This window comes from Sphingomonas citri (assembly GCF_019429485.1).
Classification (GTDB): Bacteria; Pseudomonadota; Alphaproteobacteria; order Sphingomonadales; family Sphingomonadaceae; genus Sphingomonas; species Sphingomonas citri.
The window spans coordinates 1-20860 of record NZ_JAHXZN010000004.1; the positions used below are offsets into that span (position 1 = coordinate 1).

Annotated in this window: 16 protein-coding genes and 1 tRNA gene; 7 read left to right on the forward strand and 10 right to left on the reverse strand. The window is 72.3% G+C overall.

The genetic code is table 11. The features are described 5' to 3' along the window. The first annotated feature begins 137 nt into the window (after nt 1–137). Together KZ820_RS12310 and KZ820_RS12315 are read left to right on the forward strand one after the other, a co-directional pair. A tRNA-Met gene (locus KZ820_RS12310) sits at nt 138–214 on the forward strand. 150 nt (nt 215–364) lie between these two features. Then, nucleotides 365–1648, forward strand: a complete 1284-nt coding sequence (locus tag KZ820_RS12315) for an Hsp70 family protein (RefSeq protein ID WP_219748930.1) — start codon at nt 365–367, stop codon at nt 1646–1648. Between the two features lie 54 nt (nt 1649–1702). On the opposite strand, the gene KZ820_RS12320 is transcribed toward KZ820_RS12315, so the two are convergent. From KZ820_RS12320 to KZ820_RS12340, 5 genes are all read right to left on the reverse strand, one after another. Further along, complete coding sequence (locus KZ820_RS12320; RefSeq protein ID WP_219748931.1) at nt 1703–1897, reverse strand: hypothetical protein; 195 nt, start codon at nt 1895–1897, stop codon at nt 1703–1705. Next, the gene (locus tag KZ820_RS12325) at nt 1894–2061 is read right to left on the reverse strand and encodes a Flp family type IVb pilin (protein ID WP_219748932.1); all 168 of its coding nucleotides are present in this window, start codon (nt 2059–2061) and stop codon (nt 1894–1896) included. Before KZ820_RS12325 ends, KZ820_RS12320 begins: the two co-directional genes overlap by 4 nt. 80 nt (nt 2062–2141) lie before the next feature. Next, the gene (locus KZ820_RS12330; RefSeq protein ID WP_219748933.1) at nt 2142–2639 is read right to left on the reverse strand and encodes a hypothetical protein; all 498 of its coding nucleotides are present in this window, start codon (nt 2637–2639) and stop codon (nt 2142–2144) included. 16 nt (nt 2640–2655) lie between these two features. Next, nucleotides 2656–3651, reverse strand: a complete 996-nt coding sequence (locus tag KZ820_RS12335) for an aldo/keto reductase (protein ID WP_219748934.1) — start codon at nt 3649–3651, stop codon at nt 2656–2658. Between the two features lie 62 nt (nt 3652–3713). Then, a complete protein-coding gene (locus tag KZ820_RS12340; RefSeq protein WP_219748935.1) occupies nt 3714–5129 on the reverse strand; it encodes a sulfotransferase family protein in 1416 nt (471 codons plus the stop codon). Here KZ820_RS12340 and KZ820_RS12345 point away from each other — a divergent pair. After that, nucleotides 5128–5958 carry a Rossmann-fold NAD(P)-binding domain-containing protein gene (locus KZ820_RS12345; RefSeq protein ID WP_219748936.1) on the forward strand — a complete coding sequence of 277 codons (831 nt, stop codon included), beginning with the start codon at nt 5128–5130 and terminating at the stop codon, nt 5956–5958. The genes KZ820_RS12340 and KZ820_RS12345 overlap by 2 nt on opposite strands. Here the strand turns inward: KZ820_RS12345 and KZ820_RS12350 are convergent. Next, nucleotides 5868–6797, reverse strand: coding sequence for a DMT family transporter (locus tag KZ820_RS12350; RefSeq protein WP_219748937.1), 930 nt, complete (start codon nt 6795–6797; stop codon nt 5868–5870). The genes KZ820_RS12345 and KZ820_RS12350 overlap by 91 nt on opposite strands. A gap of 139 nt (nt 6798–6936) precedes the next feature. Continuing rightward, the gene (locus tag KZ820_RS12355) at nt 6937–7941 is read right to left on the reverse strand and encodes a threonine aldolase family protein (RefSeq protein WP_219748938.1); all 1005 of its coding nucleotides are present in this window, start codon (nt 7939–7941) and stop codon (nt 6937–6939) included. A gap of 324 nt (nt 7942–8265) precedes the next feature. Here KZ820_RS12355 and KZ820_RS12360 point away from each other — a divergent pair, with 324 nt between their 5' ends. After that, nucleotides 8266–10005, forward strand: a complete 1740-nt coding sequence (locus KZ820_RS12360) for a vWA domain-containing protein (RefSeq protein WP_219748939.1) — start codon at nt 8266–8268, stop codon at nt 10003–10005. Nucleotides 10006–10150: 145 nt separating this feature from the next. After that, nucleotides 10151–10726, forward strand: a complete 576-nt coding sequence (locus tag KZ820_RS12365; RefSeq protein WP_183945811.1) for an opacity protein — start codon at nt 10151–10153, stop codon at nt 10724–10726. 77 nt (nt 10727–10803) lie between these two features. Here KZ820_RS12365 and KZ820_RS12370 read toward each other — a convergent pair whose 3' ends face one another. Next, nucleotides 10804–13050: a transglycosylase domain-containing protein gene (locus tag KZ820_RS12370; RefSeq protein WP_219748940.1), complete on the reverse strand. Its 2247-nt coding sequence runs from the start codon at nt 13048–13050 to the stop codon at nt 10804–10806. 69 nt (nt 13051–13119) lie between these two features. On the opposite strand from KZ820_RS12370, the gene KZ820_RS12375 reads away from it, so the two are divergent. Together KZ820_RS12375 and KZ820_RS12380 are read left to right on the forward strand one after the other, a co-directional pair. Then, the gene (locus KZ820_RS12375) at nt 13120–13719 is read left to right on the forward strand and encodes an NADPH-dependent FMN reductase (RefSeq protein WP_219748941.1); all 600 of its coding nucleotides are present in this window, start codon (nt 13120–13122) and stop codon (nt 13717–13719) included. Between the two features lie 129 nt (nt 13720–13848). Further along, on the forward strand, nt 13849–15276 hold the full coding sequence (locus KZ820_RS12380) for a methyl-accepting chemotaxis protein (RefSeq protein WP_219748942.1): 1428 nt from the start codon (nt 13849–13851) through the stop codon (nt 15274–15276). Nucleotides 15277–15426: 150 nt separating this feature from the next. On the opposite strand, the gene KZ820_RS12385 is transcribed toward KZ820_RS12380, so the two are convergent. Both KZ820_RS12385 and KZ820_RS12390 read right to left on the reverse strand, forming a co-directional pair. Next, nucleotides 15427–18318: a porin family protein gene (locus KZ820_RS12385; protein WP_219748943.1), complete on the reverse strand. Its 2892-nt coding sequence runs from the start codon at nt 18316–18318 to the stop codon at nt 15427–15429. 272 nt (nt 18319–18590) lie between these two features. Then, nucleotides 18591–20855, reverse strand: a complete 2265-nt coding sequence (locus tag KZ820_RS12390) for an FdhF/YdeP family oxidoreductase (RefSeq protein WP_219748944.1) — start codon at nt 20853–20855, stop codon at nt 18591–18593. Nucleotides 20856–20860: the final 5 nt, after the last annotated feature.

The window sequence follows — 20860 nt, forward strand, 5'->3', positions numbered from 1 at the left end:
CCCGACCGCGCCAATGGTACTATCGCTCAAGCGATGGAAGAGTAGGTCGCCGCCAGGCATTGAAGCCCGCGCGTTGAAACATATCCATCATCCAAGAACCCATTCACACACACCGCTCTCCACCACGGAGAGCGTGACGCGGGGTGGAGCAGCCCGGTAGCTCGTCAGGCTCATAACCTGAAGGTCACAGGTTCAAATCCTGTCCCCGCAACCAACCTTCCCCATACCAACACTCCCCCGCAGCTCAAACGCCGGCGGCGGCGCTCGTGTGAGCGCCGCGCCGGTAGCTCACCGCATCATCTCGTCGGGCTGGCCGCGCACGTCGCGCGGCGCTAGGGCACGCTCCCCCTTACCGGAGACCCGCATGACCGCGCTCGGCCTCGACTTCGGCACGACCAATACTGTCCTCGCCCGCGGCGTCGCTGGCGACGCGGCGCCCACGCTTGTCGCGCTGGACAACAACGAATCCATTTTTCGCACAGCGCTGTGCTTCTGGCACGAGGCGGGCGCACGCGACGGTCTCGCGGTGGCCGCGGGACCTGCCGCGATACGCGAGTATCTCGACTTTCCCGCCGACAGCCGGTTCCTCCAGTCGTTCAAGTCGGTCGCGGCCAGCACCTCGTTCGATACCGCGCCGGTGTTCGAGAAGCGTTACAGCTTCGAGCAGCTCGGGCGTCTGTTCCTCGCCCAACTCGCTCACGCGGCCGGCGGCGCGTTCGACCGCGTCGACCGCCTCGTCGTCGGGCGCCCCGTCACCTACGCGGGAACGCGCCCCGACGCGGCGCTCGCGCGCCGTCGCTACGATGCCATGTTCGACGGTCTCGCGCGCGAGATCCACTACGTCTATGAACCGCTCGCCGCCGCCTTCGCCGACGCCAGGGCGCTCGATCGCCCGGCGACGCTGCTGGTCGCTGATTTCGGGGGCGGTACGAGCGACTTCTCGGTCGTCCAGGTGGCCGCGCCGGGCGCGGTGCGGCGCTGTACGCCGCTCGCCCACGCGGGCATCGGCATCGCGGGCGATCGTTTCGACGCGCGCATCGTCGATCAGCTCGTCCTGCCCCAGCTCGGCAAGGGCGGGCACTACCGCTCCTTCGGCAAAGTGCTCGACATCCCCGGCGGCTGGTTCGCCGACGTCGCCGACTGGTCGCGGCTGGCGCTGATGCGCAATCGCCGAACGCTCGCCGAGCTCGAGAAGCTGCGACGCAGCGCGCTCGATCCCGAGGCGATCGCGCGCATGATCGCGCTCATCGAACATGAGCAGGGCTATGCGCTGTACGACGCGGTCGGGCGGCTCAAGCGCGCGCTGAGCGGGGCCGAGCAGGCGCGTTTCCGCTTCGAAGGCGAGGGGATCGCGATCGACACCGAGGTGCGTCGCGCCGACTTCGAGCGCTGGATCGCCGACGATGTCGCTCGCATCGCCGCCACGCTCGACACGGCGCTGGCGCGCGCGGCAGTGACGGAGGCTGCGATCGATCGCGTCTTCCTGACCGGCGGTACCTCGCTGGTCCCCGCCGTGCGCGCGCTGTTCGAGGCGCGCTTCGGTCCCGAGCGCATCGCATCGGGCGGCGAGCTCACCTCCATCGCGCACGGCCTCGCGCTGGTGGCACGGGAGGACGATCCCACCGTCTGGGTACAGGCGGAGGAATAGTCGCCCGGCGGCGCCGCCGGAGGGATCAGCGCCGCAGCCGTCGCCCTTCGCGCGTCAGTCGGCGCCGCGCTCCATCAGCGCGAGAGTCTGGGCCGAGAGCCGGCCGCGTGGTGCCGCACGCGGCAGCGTCACCAGGCGGCGACGCTCCCCGCGCGCCGCCATCGCCACGCCGGCACCCAGCGCACCGGCGACGAGCGCTCCCGCGGCGAGCAGCTGCGCCATGGCCCAGCCGAGCGTCAGCGCGCTCACGCGCCCGCCGCGCTGATCTTGGCGGCCGTGCTGCGGTAGCTGTTGCCGAGCTGGTTGCCGAGACCATTCATCGCCGAGGTCGCGGCAACCGCCACCGGTGCGGCGCTCAGCCCATATCCGATCGCGGTGGCACCGCGGCGACTACCCCAACAGCGACGGAACATGGCAGCGTATCCTCGGCGCCCGTTCGGCGGGCCGGTCGTCCTCGTCTTAACCGCGCGACGTTAACGCTTCGCCACCAGCCTCACGGCACCGAGAGAGGACCGGGCAGGGGATGGGGGAACCAGCGCAGCACCGCATCGCACAACGCGGTCGCCACCGCCTCGGGTGAGCCGGTCGCGGTGCCCGCGGCACGCGCGGTGCTCGCCTCGGCGGTCCACACCACCTGCGAGTCGGCGCGAAGCGAGACGGTGACCCGGAGCTTGGTCACCACCAACGCGTGGAGCTGCTCCTTGCGCGAGGGCAGCCCGACGGAGAAGCCGCCGCCATGATAGACCGGAGGCGCCACCTCGGCACCGCGCGAGGCCACCACGCCATTCTCGGTCGCGCTCACTGCGAGCTCGGCGACGTAGCGGCTGTGTCCGGCGTCGGGCAGCGGGGTGAAGTCGGCGCGCGCCAGCGCCGCGGTCGCCGCTTCGACGTAGCGCGCCGCGGCGGGGACCGAATCGCGATCGCGCACCACCACCGCTACCGTACCCGGGACCGGCGCCGACGCGGCAGCGAGGAGCAGCAGCGGGCTCATGCCCTTCGGCCCGCGCTCACAGGAAGCCCTGCGTGGAGTGGCCGACCACCGCGTGTGGCACATAGGCTTCCTCCAGTCGCGCGATCTCGCCCTCGCTGAGCCCCAGCTCCAGCGCCGCGAGCGCGTCGTCGAGGTGCGCCGGCTTGGAGGCGCCGACGATCGGCGCCGACACCTCTGGTTTGGCGAGCACCCAGGCCAGCGCGACCTGCGCACGCGGCACGTCGCGCTCGGACGCGACCGCCGCAACCGCCTCGACGACGCGGCGGTCGGCCGTGGCGGTATGCTCGTACAATGTCTTGCCGAATTCGTCGGTGCGCGAGCGTTCGGTCGCTTCGTCCCAGTCGCGCGTCAGCCGACCGCGCGCGAGCGGGCTCCACGGGATCACGCCGACGCCCTCGGCGGCGCAGAGCGGCAGCATCTCGCGCTCCTCCTCGCGGTACAGCAGGTTGAGATAGTTCTGCATCGTCGCGAAGCGGGTCCAGCCCTCGGCGTCGGCGACGTGGAGCATCGTGGCGAACTGCCACGCCGCCATCGACGACGCGCCGATGTAGCGCGCCTTGCCCGCCTTGACCACGTCGTGGAGTGCCTCGAGCGTCTCCTCTATCGGCACCTCGAAGTCGAAGCGGTGGATCTGATAGAGGTCGACATAGTCGGTGCCGAGCCGGCGCAGGCTGGCGTCGATCTCGGTCATAATCGCCTTGCGGCTGAGACCGCCGCCGTTGGGGCTTGGGCGCATGCGGCCGTGCACCTTGGTGGCGATCACCAGCTCGTCGCGCCGGGCGAACTCCTTGAGCGCGCGTCCAACGATCTCCTCCGACGTGCCGTCGGAATAGACGTTGGCGGTGTCGAAGAAGTTGATCCCGGCCTCCACCGCTTTCCGCAGGATCGGGCGGCTGGCCTCCTCGTCGAGCGTCCAGGCGTGATTGCCGCGGTCGGGCACGCCGAAGGTCATGCAGCCGAGGCACAAGGGTGACACGTCCAGGCCGGTGGTGCCGAGTTTGCGATAGTCCATCTGTGTGCCTCTTCTCGGGTTCGCCCCGTCCGAACGTGCGGGACTGCGCCGCGGTCCGTCGTTCACGCCGCGACCGCCGCTCCGGTCGGTAGCGTAGGCGTCGGCGCGAGCCCATAAGCGACCGGGTCGTATCGGTGAGGCGCGCGGCGCCCCGGCGCGGTGGCCGCGACATAGGCGTGCATCGCCGCGCTCACCCCGGCGGTGAGCGGCAGGCCCAGCAGTTGGTAGACGCGGCGCATCTCGCCGAGCCAGTCCGCGTCGACGTCGTCGTAGGCGAGGTCGAGCTGCGGCACGTCGGCGCGCGCCCGCGCCGCGGCGGTGCGCGTGGCGCGAAGCAAGACCTTGCGGCGCCACTCCGCGCCGATCCAGGCCGGGTCGACGTGGTGCGACTGCAGCCGCATCTGGTTGCACACCAGCGAGGCCGAGGAGGCCACCACCGCCTCGGCGTCGCGGTGCAAGTGGATCAGCCGCGCGTCGGGGAAGGCACCGAGCAGGCTGGGCAGGTCCTGCGCGAACTGTGGCACCTTGAGGATCCACGGCCGCGCGCACCGCTCGCGCCGCTGCCAGCGGATCGTCTGGAGCAACTGGCGGAACTCGGCGTAGACCGGCGCGGCATCGTCCTGCTCGACCGCGGCGGTGAAGCCCGGCACGCGCCACTGCGCCTCGAAAGCGGCGCCGAAGATGGAGACGTTGTGCAGCCCGATCTCCTCGTCGGCGGCGTCGAGGCTGGTGGGGTGGATCGCGGCGAAATCGGGGTTGAGCGCGTGCGCGCAGGCGAGCCCCACGCGCCCCTTCAGTCGGCGCGAGTCGAGTCGCGCCGTGCCCGCGCCGACCGGGTGCCAGCCCTCGTAGAAGCGCGTGTAGGTCAGCCGCGGGTCGCAGGCGAGCAGCCGCTGTACGCGCGTGCTGCCCGAGCGCATCTGGCCGACGACGATCACCGGCGCGGCGATCGGCTGCGCCGCGATCTCGGGATGGCGTCGCCACAGCGCGTGCGCGCGGAAGCGTGTCGCCAGCGCGCCGACGAGCTGGCCGTGCGCGATCGTCCGGCCGAGGCCGCTGAGCTGCGCCGGACCCTCGAGATCGTCGCACAACAGCGCGAGTCGGCGGCGCCAGCCGACCCGGTCCTCGTCCGGGGCGACCTTCGCGCGTCGCGCCGCCTTGGTGATAAGTACCGCCGGATCGAGGCTCGGCGTCTCGGCCCAGCCCGCCGCCCACAGCCGGCGGAGCGCCGCGTCGGCGACGCGGATCCGGGTCGAGGGCGGCCCCCGATGGAGCGACGGGGGCGGAACGGCGGGGGGCAGCATCGAGCGAGAACGCGCTGCGTCGCGGCGCGTGCCGTAAGCTCTCGACAGATAACAATAATTTACGAGGACACCGCGCGGCGGCACCGCCCGGCTCGCCGCCGCGTTCCGCTCGGCGGAACCGCACGCCGGCCCGCTCGTCTGCTCGCCGGGGCAGATCGAGGGGAAACACGACATGCGGCTGTTCGTCTTCGGGCTCGGCTACGCCGCGCGCGCCATCGCCGACGCAGTGGGCGCACCGCTGCTCGCCACCACGCGCGACGGGCGCGACGGCACGATCCGCTTCGACGACGCCGACGCCGTGCGCGCCGGGCTCGCCGCCGCCACGCACGTGCTCGCCTCCGTCCCGCCTGAGCACGACGGCGCCGGCGACGACCCGGTGCTCGCGCGCTATGGCGCGCTGTTCGGCCGGCAGTGGCTCGGCTATCTCTCCTCCACCGGCGTCTACGGCGACACCGCCGGCGCCTGGGTCGACGAGAGCGCCCCCGCCGATCGCGGCCGCCGCGCCGGGCGCAACCGCGCCGACGCGGCGTGGCTGGCGCTCGGCGCGCGCGTCTTCCGCCTGCCCGGCATCTACGGGCCGGGCCGCTCGCCGCTCGACCGGGTCGCCGCCGGCGCGGCGCGACGCACCGGGGTGGCGGGGCAGGTGTTCAGCCGGATCCATGTCGCCGACCTCGCGCGCGGGGTCGTCGCCGGCTTCGACGCGCCCGCGGGCGCCTATAACCTCGCCGACGACGTGCCCGCGCCGCAGGACGCGGTGCTCGAGCATGCCGCGCGGCTGCTCGGGCTGCCCGCACCGCCGGTCGTGCCGGTGGAGGCGCTCAGCCCGGCGGCCCGCGCCTTCCACGCCGAGAACCGCCGCGTCGCCAACGCCAAGGCCAAGCGCGTGCTCGGCTGGCACCCGCTGTACCCCGACTATCGCGCCGGCCTGCGCGCGCTGAGCGCCACCACCAGCCCGACCCCGGCGAGCGCCGCCCCCGCCGCGGCCAGCGTCGTCCAGCGATAGCCCTCGTACAAGGTCGACAGCAGCATCGCGATCACGGGCACGATCACGCTGTTGTAGGCCGCCTTGGCCGGGCCGATCACCCGGATTAGGCGGAAATAGAGCGTGAAGGCCAGCGCCGAGGCGGCGATCCCGAGGTACAATACGCCCGCGACATAACTCGGCCGCGGGTCGAACACCGGCGGGCCGGTGGTGAGCCAGGCCCAGCCCGCGTCCATGCCGGCACCGATCAGCATCGCGGTGGCGAGCATCGGGGTCATCGGATAGCGCCGCGCGCGCTCGGTCGCCTGCATCACGTTCGACACCGAGGCCGAGAGGATCGCCACCAGCGTGAGCGCGATGCCCAGCACGGTCTGGTGCGCGCCGTTGGCGTCCCCGCGCGCCTCGCGCACGAAGAGCAGCGCCACTCCCGCCATCGCGATCGCCGAGCCGGCGAGCAGCTGTCGCCCCAGTCGCTGGCCGAGGAAGATACGACCGAACAGCGCGTTCGGCACCAGCAGCAGCGCGAAGGTCACCGCCACGAGCCCCGAGGTGATATGCTGCTCGGCGCGGTAGACGAAGTTGAAGTTCATCACGAACTGGAGCAGCCCGACGAGCGCGGCGAAGCGCCAGAAGCCGGGGTCGCGCCGGTGCGCCCCGCCGAGCTCGCCGCGCCAGGCGGCGACCGCGGTGAGGGTCAGCCCGGCGACGAGGAAGCGGTAGCTCACCGACCAGCTCGGCGGCACGTTCGCGCCGGCGAGCTGGTCGCGGATGACGATCCAGGTCGAGCCCCAGATCAGCGTGACGATCGCGAAGGGCACCAGCACCGCGGCGCGCGTGCTGTTGGGGCGGGGCAGCGTCATCGGGCGGATGTGCCCGCGAGCAAAGCCCCTCCCCTCGAGGGGAGGGGTTGGGGTGAGGCACCTCCCCGAGCGCGCCGACCGTCGGGGCGCCCCACCCCCGACCCCTCCTCCGAAGGGGTGGGAAGAGGTTTACCCCCGCTCACAGCGCCGCGATCGCCTCGGCAAGCGGGCGAATGTCCTCGGCACGCTGGTCCCAGCTGATCACCAGTCGCGCCTCGCCCGGGCCCCAGTCGTAGAAGTCGAAGCCGAGCGACCGCAGCCGCGCCGCTTCCGCGGGCGTGACGCGCAGGAACACCTCGTTCGCCTCGACCGGGTGGACCAGCCGCTCGCCCGCCGCCTCGGCGAGCAGCGCCGCGCCCGCGTTGCTCGCACGCGCGCAGTCGCGCCACAGGTCGCCGTCGAGCATGGCGAGCAGCTGCGCGGCGAGATAGCGCCCCTTGCTCAGCAGGTGCCCGGCGCGCTTGCGGCGGAACAGCGTCTCCTCCGCCAGCTCGGGGCGGAAGAAGACGAGCGCCTCGGCGTTCATCCCGCCGTTCTTGACGAAGCCGAAGCTGAGCGCGTCGACTCCCGCGCGCCAGGTGAGGTCGGCGGGCGAGGCACCGGTCGAGACCACCGCGTTGGCGAAGCGCGCGCCGTCCATGTGGAAGCCGAGCCCGCGCGCCGCCGCCAGCGACCCGAGCGCGGCGACCTCGGCGGGCGCGTAGACCCGGCCATATTCGGTCGCGTTGGTGATCGAGAGCGCGTGCGGGCGCTGCTGGTGGACGTCGTAGCGCTGCAGGTCGAGCACCGCGGCGGCGCTCTCGGGCGTCAGCTTGGCGCCGGCCCCCTCGGCGAGCAGCAGCTTGGCGCCATGGGTGAAGAACTCGGGCGCGCCGCACTCGTCGTTCTGGATGTGCGAGTCGCGGTGGCACAGCACCGCGCCGTGCGGCGGGCACAGCGCCGCCAGCGCGAGGCAGTTGGCGGCGGTGCCGCTCGGTACCCACAGCACGCGCAGCGACTCGGTCTCGAACAGCGCGGCGAAGCGCGCGTCGAGCGCCTTGGACCAGCGATCGCCGTCATAGGCGGTATCGAGCCGGTCGGCGTCGGCGAGGGCGCGCAGCACGGCGGGGTGAACCGGCGCGGCATTGTCGGAGAAGAAGCGCATGGTCAGTGCCTTCGGTCAGCCAAGCGGGGCGGTCAAGGTGGTGCCGGCGGGCGCGAATGTTGCGAATGTTGAGTCGCTGGCGCGTGTCGGGCGGCGAACGAGCGGGCGCGAAGCGCGGCGCAGCGGAGTGCAGCGATCGTGGAGCATGCGACGGGGAATGGCATGAGCGTGGGCGTGTAGGACAGCGCCGCACGGATCTCGGTCGCGCGACGGGGCGACGCCCGCGAGGCACGGCGTCTGACCCACAGCGGTGGCGATCGCCCGCGCGGCGGCTTGTGCGGGCGGAACCGGGCTGTCACGCTGGCGTCCAAAAGGGAGAAGGTCATGTCGGGTCGCACCGTCATCGGATCGCTGGTCAGCGCCGCGCTGCTGGTCGGGGCGGCGCCGCCGCGGGAGCCGGCGCGGGCCGCGACGCCGGCACGGTCGCCCGTGCGCTGCACCCAGGCGGGAGAGCGATCCTGGGCCGGGTCCGGCGCGATCGTCACCGCCGGCGTGCCCACGCCCCCTCCGGTGTTCGCGCCTGGTGCGCCGCCCCCTCCGCCGCCTCCGCCGCCGCCCCCTCCGCCCCCGCCACCCCCGCCGCCGGGCAGCGCGCCCGCTGCGCCGCCGGCGCCGGGCTACACCGCCTCCGCCGTCGTCGCGCCGTCTGCCCCGTACGGCTCCGCCGCGAATCGCGAGCGCTACGAGGGCCGCGCCGTCGCCGCTGTGATGGACACCGCCACCGCGCCGGTCTCCACCTTCGCGATCGACGTCGACACCGGCGCCTATGCCAACGTCCGCCGCCTGCTCAACCAGGGCGCGACCGTGCCGCCCGAGGCGGTGCGGACCGAGGAGCTGATCAACTATTTCCGCTACGACTATCCGCGCTCGACCTTGCCGGGGCAGCCGTTCAGCATCACCACCGACGTCGCGGTGACGCCGTGGAACCCGGCGACCCGGCTGCTGCGGATCGGGCTACGCGGGGACGATCGCACCGCCGCCGCGCGACCGCCCGCCAACCTCGTCTTTCTCGTCGACACCTCGGGTTCGATGGCGAAGCCGGACAAGCTGCCGCTGGTGAAGACCGCGCTGCGCGGGCTGGCGGAGCGGCTGCGCCCGGACGACCGCGTCGCGATCGTCGCCTATGCCGGCAGCGCGGGGATCGTGCTCGAGCCCACCGCGGACAAGGGCTATGTCGAGGCGGCGCTCGCCTGCCTCGAGGCAGGCGGCTCGACCGCGGGCGGACAGGGGATCGAGCTCGCTTATGCCACCGCGCGCGCACACTTCCGCGAGGGCGGGATCAACCGCATCATCCTCGCCACCGACGGCGACTTCAACGTCGGCATCAGCGACACGCGCGCGCTGGAGGAACTGGTCAAGCGTCGCCGCGACGAGGGGATCACGCTGACCACGCTGGGTTTCGGTTCGGGCAATTACAATGACGCGATGATGGAGCGGATCGCCGACGTCGGTAACGGCAATTACGCCTATATCGACAATGCGATGGAGGCGCAGAAGGTGCTCGGCGACGAGCTCTCCGCCACGCTGGTGACGATCGCCAAGGACGTGAAGGTCCAGGTCGAGTTCAATCCGGCGCAGATCAGCCAGTATCGCTTGATCGGCTATGAGAATCGCGCGCTGCGCGAGGAGGATTTCCGCAACGACTCGGTCGACGCCGGCGACATGGGAGCGGGGCATCAGGTCACCGCGCTCTACGAGGTGGTGCCCGCCGGCGCGCCGGGCTGGACCGCGCCGCGCCGTTACGCCGCTCCTGCCGCCGGCGCCGCGGCGGGAGCGCGCGGCGGCGAGGCCTGTTACGTGCGGCTGCGCTACAAGGACCCGGACGGCACGCGCTCGCGCGAGCTGGCACGCGCGGTGCCGGCGCGCGCGCTGGCCGCGGCGGCGCCCGCGCGCGGCGACATGGCCTTCGTCGCCGCGGTGGCGGCCTATGGGCAGAAGCTGCGCGGCGACACGCTGCTCGGCGCCTTCACCTTCGCCGACGCGCAGCGGCTCGCCGGGCGGCAGGAGGATTATTGGCGGCAGGAGTTCGTCCGCCTCGCCGGGCTTGCCGCCGCGGCGCGCTAGACCGACGCGCTGAGGAGCGGCAGCACGGGCGTGGCCGATCGGCCACACCGGCGGTTTTTTCCAATTTCACCGGACCTGCCGCGACCGCGACCCGTTCGACCGGGTGAGGCGCCGATGGATCCCGCCTCTCTCACGAAGGTATCTCATGAAGACGTTGCTTCTGGCAGCCGTTGCTGCCGCTTTCCTCGTTCCCGCCGCCGCTCAGGCGCAGGACACCACCAGCGACGGGTCGCGCGCGTTCGGCATCGACCCGTATGTCGGCGTGATGGGCGGCTACGAGGGGTTCGAGAGCGATCCCGGCCACGGCATCCCCTATAACGCGCCGGGCAACCGCCTGAAGGGCGGGCTGGTCGAGGGCGTGGCGGGCGTCAACGTGCCGCTAGGTTCGTTCTTCGTCGGCGTCGAGGGCAACGCGGCCAAGGGCTTCACCGGCGACATCGACTGGGAATATGGCGTTCACGGCCGCGCCGGCGTGCGCGCGGGCGAGACCGGGCTCGTCTACGGCAAGGTCGGCTACCAGTGGGTCAACTTCGACCGCTACGGCTCGAACAGCGGTGACTATGGCCGCATCTCCTACGGCATCGGCGGCGAGTTCGGCCCGTCGGCGATCGGCCTCGACGGGCTGGTGAAGAAGGAGGGCGTGCGCTTCCGCGCCGAGATCTCGACGCGCGGCGACTTCGAGACCGTGCGCCCGATGGCGGGCGTGATCGCGCACTTCTGAGGCGTGCGTGCCGCCCTCGCGCGCGTGCCGTCGCGCGTGGGGGTGGTTCCCGCGAGGGCGCTGTTCCCGCCCTCCGATCAGAACGCCCCTGGTCCGCCGTCTTCCTCGAAGCCGTCGCCGCCCTCCTCGGCGCGACCCTCGTCGAGGCGCCGCCGCTCGGACACGCGCTCGCGCGGCGCGGGCGGGCGGGGCAGCTCGATCCCCATCTCGCGCAGCCGGTCGAGCGCGTCCTCGATCCGCGGCTGCGCGCCGTCGATCGCGCGGCCGACCTCACCGCCGAGGTCGACTCCCATCGAATCGAGCATGTTGCCCGGATCGATCGGGGCGGCCATCTCGTCCTCCACCGGCGCGACCGCGACCGGGATGTGCAGCGCCGACATCATGAACTGGCGCCAGATCTGGGCGGGGATGCCGCCGCCGTGCAGCCCCGGGTTGGGCGCGCTGTCGTCGCGGCCGACCCATACGCCCACCACCAGGTCGCCGGCGAAGCCGATGAACCAGCCGTCGCGGCCGCCCTGGCTCGTCCCGGTCTTGCCGAAGGCGCTGACCGGCAGATTGGCGCCGCGCCCGGTGCCGCGGATCGACGAGCCCAGCAAGGTGCGCATCTCGTCGCGGATCGTGGCGGGCATGGCGGTGTCGCGCCCCGCGATCGCCTCGTACCAGCTCGCGCCGCGCCCGCCCTCGACCCCGCGCGGCACCACCGGGTAGCGCCCGCTCGCCACCGCCGCATAGGCGCCGGTGAGCTCGAGCAGCGACACCTCGGAGGTGCCCAGCCCGATCGTCGCCTCGTTGGCGATCGGCGTGGTGATGCCGAGGTCGCGCGCGGCGCGGATCACGTTGCGCACGCCGACCTGCTGCGTCAGCCGCGCCGCCACCACGTTGGACGAGCGCGCGAAGGCGCGCTGCAGCGTGATCGGGCCGAGGTAGCGGCCGTCGTCGTTGCGCGGCTTCCACCCCGCGATCTCGACCGGCGAGTCGTCCATCACCGTCGCGGGGGTCAGACCCGATCGCATCGCGGCGAGATAGACGAACAGCTTGAAGGTCGAGCCCGGCTGGCGCTTGGCCTGGACCGCGCGGTTGAACGCGCTGGCGCCGTAATCCTTGCCGCCGACCATCGCGACGACGGTGCCGTCGGGCTTCATCGCCACCAGCGCCGCCTGCATGCCGCGCAACGTGGCCTGGCGCACGATCCGCTCGGCGGTGCGCTGGAAGCCGCGATCGAGCGTGGTGCGCACCGTCGCCTCGGTACCCGACTCGCCCGCCACCTCGCGCGCCGAGGGCAGCACCCAGTCGGCGAAGTACGTGCCGGTCGGTAGCGTCTCGGGCCGCTCGGCGAGCACGCGCTGCGGCTGCACCCGGGCGGCCTCGTCCTTCGACAGGAAGCCCGCGTCCACCATCGCGCCGACCACCACCGCCTGGCGCGCGCGCGCGCCCTTGAGGTTGCCGGTCGGCGCCAGCCGCGACGGCGCCTTGACCAGCCCGGCCAGCATCGCCGCCTGGCCGACGTTGAGCTGCATCGGGGTGCGTCCGAAATAATGCTTCGACGCCGCGGTGATGCCGTAGACGTTGTCACCGAAGTAGACGTTGGAGAGATAACGCGAGAGGATCTCGTCCTTGCTCAGCCACGCCTCCAGCCAGAAGGCGATCATCGCCTCGCGCAGCTTCCTCGCGGCGGTGCGGTCCGAGTCGAGGAAGGCGTTCTTGGCGAGCTGCTGCGTGATCGTCGAGCCGCCCTGGCGCACCCCGCCCGAGCCGAGATTCGCCCAGGCCGCGCGCGCGATGCCGCGCGGGTCGACGCCCCAGTGCGAGTAGAAGCGCCGGTCCTCGATCGCCAGGAACGCCTCGCGCACGTGCGCGGGCAGCTTGGCGGCGTCGACGGGCGCGCCGATGATCGCGCCGCGCCGCGCGATCGGCGTGCCGTCCGCCGCGGTGAGCGTGATCGAGGGCGGCGTCGGCGGCTTGAGCGAGCGCGACAGTGGTGCGGTGACCGCCAGCCAGATCACCGCGACGACGAACAGCACGATGAAACCCGCCGCGCCGCGTACCAGCCAGCGCCCCCAGCGTACGCGCCGCCACCACGGCCGCGGCGGCGGCAGCGGATCGGGCCAGCGCCGCCGCTCCTGCTGCCAGAAGCCGCCCTCGTCGCGCGACGGCTCGTCCCACGGCCGCTCGTCGCGCGGGGGAGGGGGCGGCGGCGGGGCGCCGTCGTCGCGCCACGGGTCGAAGGAGGGGAGCGGCGCGCCGTGCTCGTCGCTCACCGCGCCGGGCGAGTCGCCGCGCGCGTGATGGTAGCGGACGCGGCCGGGTTCGTAAGGGGGGCGCATGCTGCGAAGTGTCTTACAGCGATATGACAGTTGTCGCAAGGCGCGACCGCGTGCCATGAGGTCAATGGCATGAGCGACGAAACGACAGGCGCGGGCGCGCCGCTGGTGGTCGGGATCGGTGGTACGATCGGCGGCATCTCATCGACCGAGCGCGCGTTGCGCGTCGCGCTCGACGCCGCGCGCGAGGAGGGGTTCCGCACGCGGCTGTTCGGCGGCGAGGACATGGCGCGGCTGCCGCTCTACGACCCGCGCGCGACCAGCCGCACGCCCGAGGAGCAGGCCTTCGTCGAGTCGGTGCGCGGGGCGTCGGCGGTGATCATCGCCAGCCCGGGCTATCACGGCAGCATCTCGGGCGTGGTCAAGAACGCGCTCGACCTGCTCGAGGAGACCGCGCGCGACCGGCGGCCCTATCTCGCCGACCTGCCGGTCGGGCTGATCGCCACCGCCTACGGCTGGCAGGCGACCGGCTCGACGATCGCGGCGCTACGCTCGATCGTCCACGCGCTACGCGGCTGGCCGACGCCGTTCGCCGCCGCGATCAACACCCAGCTCACCAAGTTCGACGATGCCGGCGGGGTCAGCGACCCGGCGGTACGGGAGCAGTTGCGGCTGATCGGGCGGCAGGTCGCGCGCTTCGCGCCGCTCGCGGGGGCGGTACCGGCGGAGTGAAATACCACCGCGATGGATGTTATACTGCCATAGTTTCCGTAATCACTTAGCGGAATCTTAGCCGTGTCGGGCGCAGGGTGGACTCCTCGGCCGTTCATCTCGTTCGGCCGTCAGCGGGGACGGGCCCGGATGGTCGAGTGGTTCGGTCGGCACGCGCCGATTCGCGTGAAGTTCAAGGTGCTCACCTTGGTGTACCTGGTGCTGTCGGGCGCCATCGCGGGCTGTGCCGCCTACGGCGTGCTCGCCGGCGCCGCGGCCGATCCGCGCCTCGTGATCGGCGGCGCGCTCGCCGGGGTCGTCGCCGTCGTCGCGGTAACGATGATCGCGTCGCGGCTGATCTGCACGCCGTACGTCGAGACCGTCGTCCGGATGGAAGGGCTCGCCGCGGGCGACCTCGACAGCCCGGTCGACCACACCGCCAACCGCGACTGCGTCGGCCGCATGACCAAGGCGATGGCGATCTTCCGCGAGAGCTCGCTCGCCGCGCGCGAGTGCGACACGCAGCGCCAGGTGGCGCTGGCGATGGGCGAAGGGCTCGGCCGGCTCGCCGCGGGTGACCTCACCGCGCGGATCGAGGCGGAGCTCAGCGGGCCGTTCCTCAAGCTCAAGCACGACTTCAACGACGCCGTGACCGCGTTGCAGGCGACGATGAGCTCGGTCGCGCAGGTGTCGGAGGGCATCCACCGCGGCGCGGGCGAGATCAGCGCGGCGTCGGACGATCTGTCGCAGCGCACCGAGCAGCAGGCCGCGAGCCTGGAGGAGACCGCGGCGGCGATGGAGCAGATCACCGCCACCGTCCGCGAGACCGCGGCGGGTGCGGGTCGCGCCAACGAGATCGTCGGCGTCGCGCGCAGCGAGGCCGAGGAATCGGGCGCGGTGGTGCGCCGCGCGGTCGAGGCAATGGCCGGGATCGAGCGGACCTCCGCGGAGATCTCCGACATCATCGCGGTGATCGACGCGATCGCGTTTCAGACCAACCTGCTCGCGCTCAACGCGGGGGTGGAAGCCGCGCGCGCCGGGGACGCGGGCAAGGGCTTCGCGGTGGTCGCCTCCGAGGTCCGCGCGCTGGCGCAGCGCTCGGCCGAAGCCGCCAAGGACGTCAAGCAGCGCATCACCGCCTCGGTCGAGACGGTCGACGCCGGCGTCGCGTTGGTCAGCGAGACCGGACGCTCGCTCGAGCGGATCATCGGCCGCATCGGCGAGATCAGCACCTTGGTCTCCGACATCTCGGGTTCGGCCGAGCAGCAGTCGCAGGGGCTGCAGCAGGTCAACACCGCGGTCGGCGAGATGGACGGGGTGACCCAGCGCAACGCCGCGATGGTGGAGGAGGCCACCGCGGCGGCGCGCAACCTGGCGGGCGAGGCGGACACGCTCGCCGCCGAGATCGCGCGCTTCACGCTCGGCGGTGCGCCGGTGGCGGCGCCGCGCGCGACCGTTCGCGCGCTGCCGACGCGCGCGGCGAGCCCGGCGCCGGCGGCGGTACGGCGGCCCGTGCCCGTCGCACGACGCGGTAGCGCGGCGGTCGCGGTGGCGGAGGACGACTGGTCATCGTTCTGAGCCTCGCCGCGGTGCTCCTGCGCACGCAGGAGCCCAGGGTCCTGGCGTGACGCTCTGGGCTCTAGGCTCCTGCGTGCGCAGGAGCACGCGCGCGCTTTCCTGATCCAAGCGGGCGCGGGCGGTGTTCGCCGCCCACGATCACCGCTACCGTTAATAGAATAATTTTCGCAACGACAGCCGTACGGTGCGCCCGATCGGGTCGAGATAGCCCGGCTGGAAGCCGATCGGCACCTCGCCCGCCTGATCGGTGACTCGCTGGCGCGTGTTGAAGAGGTTGTCGAGCTGCAGGCTCACGCGCGCGCCGCGCATCCAGGGGTGGGCGCGGACCCAGTCGATCCGGCCGCCCAGGTCGGCGAAGAGGCGCAGGTTGGCGGTGGCGATGCTGCCGAAGTCGAGCGTCTCCGGGGCCGCCGCGGTCCCGCCATTGACCCGCGTCGCGCTCTGGTAATTGACCGAGATCCGCGCGCCGAGGCCGTTGTTGGTATAGCCGGCCTGGCCCTCGAGCTCGTGGCGCGGCTGGCCGCCGGCGCTGCCGATCGCGTCACCATCGAGCAGGTTCAGCACCGGGCCGCTGTCCGCGACCGTGACCCGCTCGGTGAGATGCCAGGTGTGGTACAGCGCGAACTGAAGCCGGCCGCCCGCCTGCGCGCCGCCGCCGCGTCCGAACCGCCCGAAGCCGCCCCCACCGGGACCACCGCCGCCGGGCCCGCCGCCAGCTCCCGCTCCGCCGGGCGCCGCGCCGCTGCCGCCGGGGGGCGGCGCGCCGTCGCCGCCGCGCGCGGCGCTGCCGTCGGGCCGGGTGCGGTCGCCCGCTCCCTCGCGGCCGCCGCCCTCGCCGCCACGCCGCTCGCCCGGCGGACGCATGCCGGCGAAGGGGTTGGGGCCGGTGCCGGCGCGGAACGCCTCGAGCTCCTTCTGGATCTTCGACTTGAGCCGGAACGACAGGTTGACGCCGTAGCGCAGCTGCGACGTCTCGCGCCGCGCGAAGTTGATCGGGCGCGTGTCGATGCGCAGCAGGTTGCCCTCGGCGTCGCGCGTGTAGCGGTCGGGAAAGGCCGCCTCGATCGCCGCGGTGGCGCTGGGGAAGCTGGCGATCGGGTCGTCGGTGGTCTGGCGGGTGTAGTCGGCGCGGAAGCGGATGTCGCGCGCGCTCCACGGCTTGACGTCGAGCCCGACCTTGAGCGCGTGGCGCTCGTCGCGGACCAGCAGCGGGTTGCCGCCGGTCACCGTCGTCACCGTCGCGGTGGTGCCGCGGACATAGTCGAACACGCGCACGCCGGGGGTCGACACCACCGGATTGCCGAGCTGCGCCGCGGTCGGCGCCTCGGCCTGGTCGGTCACCGAGGCGAGCAGCCGCACCGCCTCGATCGGGCGCCAGTTGGCGCCATAGCCATAGGTCCACAAGGTACCGAAATCGGAGACGCGGTCCGCCGCGACATTGCCGTTGAGCGAGAGGTTGCCGAGGAACGGCAGCACGCCCTCCGCGCGGCTGGCGATCGGCAGGTCGAGGTTGAGCTGGGTCGAGGCGATGTCGCGCCCGATGTCGGCCGCCACGGGCGTGCCGAAGCGCACCGAGCGGCTCGAGAAGTCGCTGGTCGAGGCGCCGACGCGCAGGCTGGCGTTGGCGTCGCCCGCGGGCAGCGCGAACAGCGGCCCGCTCGCCAGTGCGTCGAGCCCCGCGCTGGTCGCAGTCGAGCGCGCGCTGTTGTCGGCCGCGCGGCCGAGCGTGAGCGGCGCATAGGGGTTGGCGAGCGGGTCGAGCGCGTCGAGCCGCGCCTGGAAGGCGGCGGTATCGAACCCGGTCTGGGTCACTGTATCGCTGGTGTCGCGGTCGACGTTGCCGGTCAGCGACCAGCGCCACCGCCCCTTGTCGCCGTTGAGCGTGCCGCCGAGGTGGAGCTGCGTCGTCTCGACCTGCTGCGTCAACGGCGCGATCGCGTCCGAGGCGCGGGTCAGCGTCACCGGTACCGCGAAGGGCGAGAAGGGGCTGCCCACCGGCAGCGCCAAATCGAGCTCGGCCAGCCCGCGCAGCGCCTGGGTGCGGCTGTGATCGACCGTGGCGTTGAGCGTCGCCGCGACGTTGCCGAAGATCGTCGTCGCAAAGGTGCCGTTGGCGGAGAAGGTGCGCTCCTGCGGCAGCAGGGTGCGATAGGCCGACTGGTCGGTGGTGTTGCGCGTCGCGCTGAACTCGCCGAGCAGCGGCGCGCGCGTGGCGGCGATCGCGGGGACGCCGAGCGAGGTGGCGCCGCCGAACAGCGGGTCGATCGCGACTCGCCCGCGGGTCGCGACATTGCCCCCGATCGCCGCCGTGTTGGGGGAGGGCAGGATGTCGCGCTCGGCCTCGGTGAGCGAGTCGGCGCGGTTATATTCGAGGTGGAGGTTGACGCGGCCCTGCTCGCGGATGCGCAGCAGGTCGAGCTCGCCGCCCGGCGCGTTGCGCCCGCCCTCGGTGGCGAGCCGGTCCTCGATCTCGGCGGTGACCGCTCGGAAGCGGCGGCGCAGCACGAAGTTCACCACGCGCTGGTCGGCGCGGTAGCCGTATTTGAGCGCGACCTCCTCGGGCAGGATGTCGACCCGCGCGATCGCCTCGGTCGGCAGATCGCGGATCTCCTGGAAGCCCGAGATGCGCCGCCCGTTGAGCAGCACCACCGGCGCGCCACCGGCGCCGCGGCCCGAGCGGGTCTGCGGGCTGAGCTCGTTGAGCAGCTCGGTGACCGAGCTGACGCCGTAGCTGCGGATATCGGCGGGGGAGAGCTGCTCCTCGGGGGTGATGTCCCCCACCACCGCCCCGCGCTGCGTCCGCGCGCCGGTGACGACGATGTCGGCGGGCTCGTCCTCGTTCTCGGCGGCGGCGTCGGCGGGGGCAGCGGCGGGGGTGGCCTGGCTCGACTGCGCGGCGGTGGCAGCGCCGGGCGCCGGGGTGGCGGCGGCGCTGCCGGTCGGCGCGACGGTGCCGGGCAGGTCGCGCTGCGGCGGCTGCTGCGCCGCCGCGGGCGCGGCGATCGGGGCGGCGGACGCCAGCAGAAGGTAGATCACGCGCATCACTCGCTCCCTGCCGGCGTCATCGGGCCGGACGAGCGCGCTACGGCGGGTTTGTCGCACAATTATGCCGGGGGAGGTTGATGTGGGTGTGAGCGCGACGCAGCGGGCTGATCCTCTCCTACAGGGTAGATGGCGCGCCGAAGGCGCGACGGAGGGGTTTCGCCGCTGGTGAGTTCGCCGATCCTCGTGGGCCGGGTCACCCCTCCGTCAGCCCGGCGGGCTGCCACCTGATCTTACAGGGGAGGATCGTATGATCGTCGGTACGACCGATCCTAAGCCACGATCCGTACCGGCACCGACTTGGCCGCGGGCACATGGCTCTCCTCGGCGTGGTGCGCGAGCGCGATCAGCGGGTTGCACTCGGGATAATAGGCCGCGATGCAGCCCGGCGGCACGTCATATTCCACCACGATCAGGTCGCCGACGCGGCGCTCGTGATTGTCGCCGGCGTCGCTCGCCAGCGTCACCTTGGCGCCAGCGGTGAGCCCGGCGCGCGCGATGTCGTCGCGGTTCATCAGCACCACCTGGCGCGTGCCGTTGATGCCGCGGAAGCGGTCCGAATAGCCGTAGATCGTGGTGTTGAACTGGTCGTTCGAGCGCAGCGTCAGCAAGCGGTAGCGCCCGTCGCTGTCGGTGAAGCCGGTGGCGTTGAGCACCTCGGGCACCAGGAACTCGGCCTTGCCGCTCTCCGTCTCGAACACGCGCTCGGCCGCCTTGTTGCCCTTCCAGAAGCCGCCTTTCTCCTCGCGCAGCCGCTCGTTGAAGCGCGCGAAGAAGTGCGGGATCGCCTTGGCGATCTCGTCGCGCACCAGCGCGTAATCACCGACCCAGGCATCCCAGTCGATCGCGGGGTTGGGCGGCAGCAGCGCCTTGGCGATGCCCGCGACGATCGCGGGTTCGGAGAGGAGGTGCGGGCTCGCCGGGTCGACCTTGCCGAGCGACGGGTGGATCACGCTGGTCGAATCCTCCATCGTCACGCGCTGCGGGCCGCTCGCCTGGAGGTCGCGCTCGATGCGGCCGAGGCAGGGCAGCAGCCAGGTCTCGCCCGCGGCGGGGATGAGGTGGCTGCGGTTGAGCTTGGTGGCGATCTGCACCGAGAGATCCAGGTTGGCCCAGCCCTCCTCCAGCAGCTCGGTCTCGGGCGCGGCGCGGACGAAATTGCCGCCGAGCGACACGAACGCCTTCACCGTGCCGTCGATGACGCCGGCGCAGGCCTCGACCGTGTCGAGCCCCTTCTCGGTCGGCGGGTCGAAGCCGTAGAGCTCCTTGAGCTTCTCCACCGGCGCCAGCTCGGTCTTCTCGGTGATGCCGACGGTGCGCTGGCCCTGGACGTTGCTGTGCCCGCGCACGGGACAGACCCCGGCCCCGGGCTTCCCGATATTGCCGCGGAGCAGCAGCAGGTTGACCAGCATGCGCACGTTGTCGACGCCCTTGACGTGCTGGGTCAGCCCCATGCCGTAGATCGCCATCGTCGCCTTGGAGCGCGCATAGGCCTCCGCCGCCTGCTCGAGCGCGGCGCGGGTCAGCCCCGATTCGCGTTCGATCTCGTCCCAGCCGGTCGCCCGCGCGCGCGCCTCGAAGGCGGCGTAATCGTGCGTGTGCGCCGCGACGAAGTCGTGGTCGACGTGGCCGTTCTCGATCACCCATTTGGCGATGCCCATCATCGCGGCGAGATCGCCGCCCGCCTTCACCTGATGGTATTGCGTCGCGATCGGCGTCTCGCTGCGCGTCGCCATCTCGATCGGGTTCTGCGGGTCGGTGAAGCGCTCCAGCCCGCGCTCGCGCAGGGGATTGAACACGATGATCTGCGCGCCGCGCTTGTGCACCGCGCGCAGCTGGTGGAGCATGCGCGGGCTGTTGGTGGCGACGTTCTGGCCGAAGTGCAGGATGCAGTCGGTGTGGTCGAAGTCCTCCAGCGTGGTGGTGCCGACCGGCACGCCGATCGCGGCCTTGAGCCCGACCGAGGTCGATTCGTGGCACATGTTCGAGCTGTCGGGCAGGTTCTGGTTGCCGTACAGCCGCGCCATCAGCTGGTACATGTACGAGGTCTCGAGGCTGGCGCGGCCCGAGGCGTAGAACACCACCGATCGCGGCGCGAGCGACTTGAGCCTGGCCCCGATCGCGGCGAACGCCTCCTCCCACGGCGCGACGACGTAGCGGTCGGTGGCGCGGTCGTATCTCATCGGATGGGTCAGCCGCCCCGCTTCCTCGAGGCGATAGTCGCTCCAGCTGCGCAGCTCGGAGAGCGTGTGCGCGCGGAAGAAGTCGGGGGTGACGCGCTGGCTGGTGATCTCCCAGGCGGTCGCCTTGGCACCGTTCTCGCAGAACTCGGCGGGGTTGGGCGGGTAGGGCTTGGACCAGGCGCAGCTGACGCACATGAAGCCATCGGGCTTGTTCTGCCGCACCAGCTCGGCGGTGGTGACCGCTACGTTCTTCTCGCGCGGGACGATGTCCGCCAGCGAGCGCATCGAGCCCCAGCCGCCCGCCGGGCCGTCATAGGGGGTGAAATCGGGGCGATCGTCGTGCTGCTTGGTCATGCGCG

What these genes read in the sequence shown, in the direction of transcription:
- KZ820_RS12315 (WP_219748930.1), top strand. Translation starts at nt 365, where the DNA reads ATGACCGCGCTCGGCCTCGACTTCGGCACGACCAATACTGTCCTCGCC.
- KZ820_RS12345 (WP_219748936.1), top strand. Translation starts at nt 5,128, where the DNA reads ATGCGGCTGTTCGTCTTCGGGCTCGGCTACGCCGCGCGCGCCATCGCC.
- KZ820_RS12390 (WP_219748944.1), bottom strand. Translation starts at nt 20,855, where the DNA reads ATGACCAAGCAGCACGACGATCGCCCCGATTTCACCCCCTATGACGGC.
- KZ820_RS12330 (WP_219748933.1), bottom strand. Translation starts at nt 2,639, where the DNA reads ATGAGCCCGCTGCTGCTCCTCGCTGCCGCGTCGGCGCCGGTCCCGGGT.
- KZ820_RS12350 (WP_219748937.1), bottom strand. Translation starts at nt 6,797, where the DNA reads ATGACGCTGCCCCGCCCCAACAGCACGCGCGCCGCGGTGCTGGTGCCC.
- KZ820_RS12360 (WP_219748939.1), top strand. Translation starts at nt 8,266, where the DNA reads ATGTCGGGTCGCACCGTCATCGGATCGCTGGTCAGCGCCGCGCTGCTG.
- KZ820_RS12370 (WP_219748940.1), bottom strand. Translation starts at nt 13,050, where the DNA reads ATGCGCCCCCCTTACGAACCCGGCCGCGTCCGCTACCATCACGCGCGC.
- KZ820_RS12340 (WP_219748935.1), bottom strand. Translation starts at nt 5,129, where the DNA reads ATGTCGTGTTTCCCCTCGATCTGCCCCGGCGAGCAGACGAGCGGGCCG.
- KZ820_RS12325 (WP_219748932.1), bottom strand. Translation starts at nt 2,061, where the DNA reads ATGTTCCGTCGCTGTTGGGGTAGTCGCCGCGGTGCCACCGCGATCGGA.
- KZ820_RS12365 (WP_183945811.1), top strand. Translation starts at nt 10,151, where the DNA reads ATGAAGACGTTGCTTCTGGCAGCCGTTGCTGCCGCTTTCCTCGTTCCC.
- KZ820_RS12375 (WP_219748941.1), top strand. Translation starts at nt 13,120, where the DNA reads ATGAGCGACGAAACGACAGGCGCGGGCGCGCCGCTGGTGGTCGGGATC.
- KZ820_RS12355 (WP_219748938.1), bottom strand. Translation starts at nt 7,941, where the DNA reads ATGCGCTTCTTCTCCGACAATGCCGCGCCGGTTCACCCCGCCGTGCTG.
- KZ820_RS12335 (WP_219748934.1), bottom strand. Translation starts at nt 3,651, where the DNA reads ATGGACTATCGCAAACTCGGCACCACCGGCCTGGACGTGTCACCCTTG.
- KZ820_RS12385 (WP_219748943.1), bottom strand. Translation starts at nt 18,318, where the DNA reads ATGCGCGTGATCTACCTTCTGCTGGCGTCCGCCGCCCCGATCGCCGCG.
- KZ820_RS12380 (WP_219748942.1), top strand. Translation starts at nt 13,849, where the DNA reads ATGGTCGAGTGGTTCGGTCGGCACGCGCCGATTCGCGTGAAGTTCAAG.